Below are 5,533 nucleotides of genomic sequence, written 5' to 3' on the forward strand. Positions count from 1 at the left end.
ACCCCACCGTGACGCTCCCCCCACCCCGCGGCTCCGGGTTATGAGAGGCCCCATGCTCTGCGTGGACGCGGAACAGTTCGATATCGCCCCGGCGCTCGCACACTACGCCGAGCACGGCTACGCGCGCCTGGGACGCGTCCTCTCCGACGAAGGACTCGTCCTGCTGCGCGAGCGGGCAGACGACCTCATGCTCGGCCGGGTCGTCCACGAAGGCATGTTCTTCCAGCCGGACGCCACCACCGGCCGCTACGAGGATGCCCCCCTCGGCCTGGGCTGGCAGGGGCCCTCGCTCGACTACCGCAAGCTGGAGAAGCTCGAGAAGGACCCGTGCTTCCTCGCGTGGCTGGAGAACCCGCTGTTCGAGCGCATCGCCCGCGCCCGCATCTCCAGCGACATCGTCCTCTACCGCGCCATCCTCTTCCACAAGGGCCAGGCCGGTGGCAGCAACCTGCCCTGGCATCAGGATGGCGGGAAGCTCTGGGGCCTCAGCCGCGAGCCCGACCTGCAGATCTGGACCGCCCTCGACGACGCCCCCGAGGACGGCGGCTGTCTGGAAGTCGTCCCCGGCAGCCACAAGGGTGGCCTCGTGACAACGCTGGGCGGCGTCATCCCCCCGGACGCGGTGGTCGCCGCCGACGCCGAGCGCCACGCCCTGCCCCTCCCCGTGCGCGCCGGAGAGTCCATCCTCGTCCACAACCACGTGTGGCACCGCTCCGGACGCGGCCGCCCCGGGCTGCGCCGCCGCGCCTTCTCCGCCTGCTACATGGGCTCGGACGTCCGCTGCCTGCGCAAGAAGAAGGCGCCCCGCGTCTTCCCGCCCGTGTTCCGCCGCTGACGGACGGCTCAGCTCAGCAGGTGCAGAGGCAGGGGCCTCGGAATGACCGACTCCCGCGCGCGCTGCGCCACCGGCAGGGACACGCGGAAGACGCTGCCCCGCCCCTCCTCGCTCTCCACGGTGATTTCCCCGCCGAAGCCGGTGACGATGCCGTGGCAGATGGACAGCCCCAGCCCGGTGCCCTCGCCCACCGGCTTGGTGGTGAAGAACGGGTCGAAGATGCGCGCGCGCACCTCCGGCGGCATGCCCGAGCCCGTGTCGTGCACCTCCACGATGACCCGGTCCCCCGACTGCCGCAGCACCAGCCGCACCTCGTTCTGGTCCGGCTTGCCCTCGGGAATCGCCTGCGCGGCGTTGATGAGCAGGTTGAGGAACACCTGCCCGAAGCGGCCCTCGTTGCCCTCCACCAGCGGCACCTCGCGGTACTCGCGGACAATCTGCGCCCGCATCTTCAGCTCACCGCGCGCCATGGTGATGGCCGACTCCAGCACCGCCTGGATGTTGACGGACGTGGCCACCTCGTCGTCCCCACGGGAGAACGTGCGCAAGTCCCGGACAATCTGCCGCACGCGGTGCGCCCCGTCCGACGCCTCGCGCAGCACCTCCTCCATCTCCGCGGTGCGCCCCGGCGGCAGCTCCCGCGCCACCCCCTGCAGCTCCCCGGAGAGGAAGGACAGGTTGGACAGCACGAAGGCCAGCGGGTTGTTGATTTCGTGCGCCACGCCGGCCGCCAGCGTGCCCACCGCCGCCAGCCGGTCCGACACCACGAGCTGCGCCTGCATGGCCTTGCGGTCGGTGACGTCCAGCGACACGCTGCCCAGCAGCCGCTTCCCGGGCTGGTCCTTCACGAGGAAGCGGTACATGAGCCAGTAGCGCTCGCCACCGTCCGGCGTCGGAATCATGGCCTCGCTGACCGAGGGCTTGCCCGACGCCAGCACCATCCGGTCCTCGCGGCGCACGTGCTCCGCGGACACCTGCGGCATCAGCTCCATGTCGTCCAGCTTCGACAGGTCCGCGCCCTCCGGCAGCCGGAAGAAGCGGCGGTACTGCTCGTTCACCCAGATGCGCCGGCCCTGCTCGTCCTTGATGACCGCCACCACCGGGCTGTTGTTCATGAAGGACGCGAACAGCTCCTGGGACTCCTGCAGCGCGTCCAGCGCGGCGGTGCGCTGCGCCATCAACTCCTGGCGCGCCCGCGCCTCCGCGGCGTTGCCCATGGCCGCCCCGAGCAGGCCCGCCATCAGCTCCAGCGTGCGCACGTCGCGGTCATCGAACGCGTGCGGCCGGACGGAGATGACGTTCAGCGCCCCCACCGGCAGCGCGTCGCGCCACAGCGGGACGCAAATCATGGAGCGCGCGCCGACCTGCCGCGCGGATTTCAGGTTGACGCGTACGTCGTTCTCCGTGTCGTCCGTGCGCATCACGTCGCCGCGCAGGAGGCTGGAGCCCGTGAGGCTGCCCTCCACCTTCAGCCGGAAGCCCGTGTGCGCCGCCACGCTGCCGGTGGTGACGCGGTAGTGCACCTCGTCGCCCTCCACCAGCGCCACCGCCGCGCCGTCCGCGCCGCACAGCACCCGCGCCCGCTCGCACAGCAGGCGCATGATTTCGTCCAGGTCCAGCCCCGCCAGCGCCACGTCCGCCTGCGTCTGGATGATGGCGGCCAGCCGGTCCATCTCCCCGCGAGCCGCCGCCTCCGACGTGCGCCGCTGCCGCCGCTTCGTGCCGCGCCGCTCCAGCATCCGCATCCGCGCGCGCACGTCACCCGGCGTGAAGGGCGCGACGAGGTACTCGTCCACCACCCCGTTCATCAGCGGCGCGAGCTCCGCGTCCGTGGCCTCCCGGGCCAGCCCCAGCACCAGCGGCTCGTCCGGCCGGGTCCGCGTCCGCAGCGACTCCAGCCACCGCGCGTCCGCCGCCAGCGCCGCCGCCTCCACCACCAGCACGTCCACCGGCCCGTGTCCCAGCGCCAGGCCCGCCTCGGCCACGCTCGCGACCACGGAGACGTGCTGGCCCTGCCGACGAAGCTCCTCCGCCACGGGGTGCTGCTCATCCGCGGTGATGCACAGGAACCTCATCCAGCCCTTCCCTGCCCCTCAAGGAGCCGACTTCCTGGAATCTTACAGTCCCGCAGTATCGATTTCCAATCATGCCTCCGGCCCCGTGGGGTGGTGAGTCGAGAATGCCCCATGGGGCGCCGTGCAGGCGGGGTGCATGGGAGGGACTCGTGCGAGAGGGGGGTGGCCACCGGCGGGGGCGCATATCATGGGTTCGTGTCGGGTATACCCGGAGTCCTGGTCGCCGAGCAGCCGCATTACCTCCCATGGGTGGACTTCTACGAGCAGGTGGCGCGCGCGGGCACCCTGCTGGTGCTGGACAACGTGCAGTGGCTGCGGCGCGGCTGGCAGCGGCGCACGCGGGTGGCGCTGCCGGCCAACGTGCCCCTTCCGCCCCCCACCGAGCCCGGCTTCCAGTGGCTGTCCATCCCCCTGGAGGACCCGCACCGCGACACGCTCATCCAGGACCTCGCGGTGGACACCCGCCAGCCGTGGGCGCGCAAGCACCTGCAGACGCTGGTGACGCTCTACGGGCGGCGGCCGCACTTCGGCGCGCAGGTGCTGCCGCTCGTGGAGCCCTTCTATGACATGGCGGCGCGCGAGGGCGGGCCGGGCTCGCTGCTGCGGGTGCTGCTGGCGAGCATGGCGCTGTTCCACGAGCCGCTCGGCCTGCGGCCGAACATCGTCCTGGCCTCCACGCTGGAGAAGCGGGGCGACGACAAGACGGGCCGGCTGGTGGCGTACTGCCAGCAGCTGGGCGCGCACACGTACTACTCGGGCATGGGCTCGTCGCTGTACCTGAAGCTCAGCCTCTTCCGCGCCGCGGACGTGCGCGTGCTGTGGCAGCGCTTCCGCCACCCGCCCTACCCGCAGGGCCGCGAGGGGCGCTTCGTGCACGGCATGTCCCTGGTGGACGTGCTGGCCAACGTCCCCGTGGACGAGGTGCGCCAGTGGCTGGAGCCCTCGCCCTGGGGGCCGTTCGCGCAAACGGGCTCAGGTGGGGCCTGAGCCGGCCTCGCCCTTGTCGAAGCGCACGAAGTAGCTGCGCACCGCCGCGTCCAGCAGCTCGGTCGTCAGCCGCGGCTCCTCGCCCTGGTAGTGGGCCATGTCGATGACCTGGTCGAGCAAGTCTCTCGGCTGGCACGCCGCGAAGGGGCGCTTCAGCGGGCGGTAGTGCGTGTCGATGAGGTGGTCCACCGCGGAGGCGTCGTATGCGACGCCGCGCTTCTTGCACATCACCTGGAAGATCTCGTGGAACTGCTCCTCGTCCGGGCGCTGCACCTCCAGCTTGTAGCGGACGCGGCGCAGGAAGGCGTCGTCCACGAGGTCGCTGGGGTCCAGGTTGGTGGAGAAGGCGGCGAACACGTCGAAGGGCACCTGCACCTTCTTGCCGGTGTGCAGGGTGAGCATGTCGATGTCGCTCTCCAGCGGGACAATCCAGCGGTTGAGCAGGTCCTTCGGGGACACCTTCTGACGGCCGAAGTCGTCGATGAGGAGCATCCCGTTGGTGGCCTTCATCTGGAACGGGGCCTCGTAGTACTTCACCTCCGGCGAGTAGACGAGGTCGAGCATGTCCAGCGTCAGCTCGCCGCCCACGACGACGAGCGGACGCCGGCAGCGCACCCAGCGCCTGTCGAAGGGCTGCGTGTTGTCGTCCTCCACGGGCTTGTGGAGGTTGGCGTCGAACATGCGCACCACGAAGTCGTCGATGAGGATGGCGTGGGGGATGAAGATGTCCCCCTCGAAGCAGTTGACCATGCCCTGGCAGATGGCCGTCTTGCCGTTGCCGGGCGGGCCGTAGAAGAAGATGGCGCGGCCGGAGTTCATCGCCGGGCCGATGCCGTCGAAGATGTAGTCGCGGATGATGAGGTCGCCGAACTTGTCCTGCATCCGCGCGCGGGTGATGCGGTTGCCGCGGACCGTCTGCTTCTTCACCGCGGCCACCCACTCCTGGAAGGGCACGGGCGCCGGGCCGTTGTAGCGGTTGCGGTCGTTGATCTGCCGCAGCACGTCCGTCACGAACGGGGTGAGCTGGTAGACCATGGTCGACTTGCCCACGCCCGAGGCGCCACCGCCGCGGATGTCCACGTACTTCTGGCGGCGCAGGCCCTCGATGATGTCGTCGACGACGGAGGTGGGCAGCTGGAGGCGGTTGGCCAGGTCCATGCCCCGCATCTCGCCAGCGGCGAAGAGGGCCTTGAGGACCAGCTCCTCCACGAAGGTCGCCGTGAGGCCCGTGTCCTCCAGGGCGCGCGGCTGCGCGGGCCAGAAGCGGTCTCCCTGCTGCGCGGGGACGGCGCCGTCCAGGGTGCGACGAGGGCCGGCGCGGCGCTCGGGGCCGGCGTAGTCGGCGGACGGGGTGCTTCGCCGCTCGGGGTCGGATGCGCCGGCTGCCGGAGCCTGGGGCCTGGGGCGCTCGGCGGCGGGGAGACCGGAGCCCGAGGTTGAGGGGACGCGGCGCTCGGCGCCCAGGGCCACCCCGGAAGGCGGAGGCACCCGGCGCTCGGGCGGGGGCGCGCGGCGCTCGGGGATGAGGGCGTCCGGGGAGACGACGACGGAGCGGCGCTCGGTGGAGACGCCCCCGGCCTCGTCCGGGGGAGGACGGGGCGCGGCGGGGGGCGGCCTGGGGGGCATCTGTCTGTTA

Annotated in this window: 4 protein-coding genes; 2 read left to right on the forward strand and 2 right to left on the reverse strand. The window is 71.4% G+C overall.

Annotated features, from left to right (window positions below; all coding sequences use genetic code 11):
* Window positions 1-52: 52 nt before the first annotated feature.
* A complete protein-coding gene (locus HG543_RS51055) occupies window positions 53-835 on the forward strand; it encodes a phytanoyl-CoA dioxygenase family protein (protein WP_169352254.1) in 783 nt (260 codons plus the stop codon).
* Window positions 836-843: 8 nt separating this feature from the next.
* Here HG543_RS51055 and HG543_RS51060 read toward each other — a convergent pair whose 3' ends face one another.
* Entirely contained in the window at window positions 844-2,910 is a 2,067-nt protein-coding gene (locus HG543_RS51060; RefSeq protein WP_169352255.1) for a sensor histidine kinase, read from the reverse strand.
* Window positions 2,911-3,105: 195 nt separating this feature from the next.
* On the opposite strand from HG543_RS51060, the gene HG543_RS51065 reads away from it, so the two are divergent.
* Complete coding sequence (locus HG543_RS51065) at window positions 3,106-3,897, forward strand: WbqC family protein (RefSeq protein WP_343073650.1); 792 nt, start codon at window positions 3,106-3,108, stop codon at window positions 3,895-3,897.
* Here the strand turns inward: HG543_RS51065 and HG543_RS51070 are convergent.
* Window positions 3,883-5,523, reverse strand: coding sequence for a DUF8689 domain-containing protein (locus HG543_RS51070; protein ID WP_246357899.1), 1,641 nt, complete (start codon window positions 5,521-5,523; stop codon window positions 3,883-3,885). The genes HG543_RS51065 and HG543_RS51070 overlap by 15 nt on opposite strands.
* Window positions 5,524-5,533: the final 10 nt, after the last annotated feature.

This window comes from Pyxidicoccus fallax (assembly GCF_012933655.1).
GTDB classification, from domain to species: domain Bacteria; phylum Myxococcota; class Myxococcia; order Myxococcales; family Myxococcaceae; genus Myxococcus; species Myxococcus fallax.

Excerpts from the sequence above, each read along its gene's own strand:
- HG543_RS51070 (WP_246357899.1), bottom strand. The coding sequence starts at position 5,523 with ATGCCCCCCAGGCCGCCCCCCGCCGCGCCCCGTCCTCCCCCGGACGAG.
- HG543_RS51055 (WP_169352254.1), top strand. The coding sequence starts at position 53 with ATGCTCTGCGTGGACGCGGAACAGTTCGATATCGCCCCGGCGCTCGCA.
- HG543_RS51060 (WP_169352255.1), bottom strand. The coding sequence starts at position 2,910 with ATGAGGTTCCTGTGCATCACCGCGGATGAGCAGCACCCCGTGGCGGAG.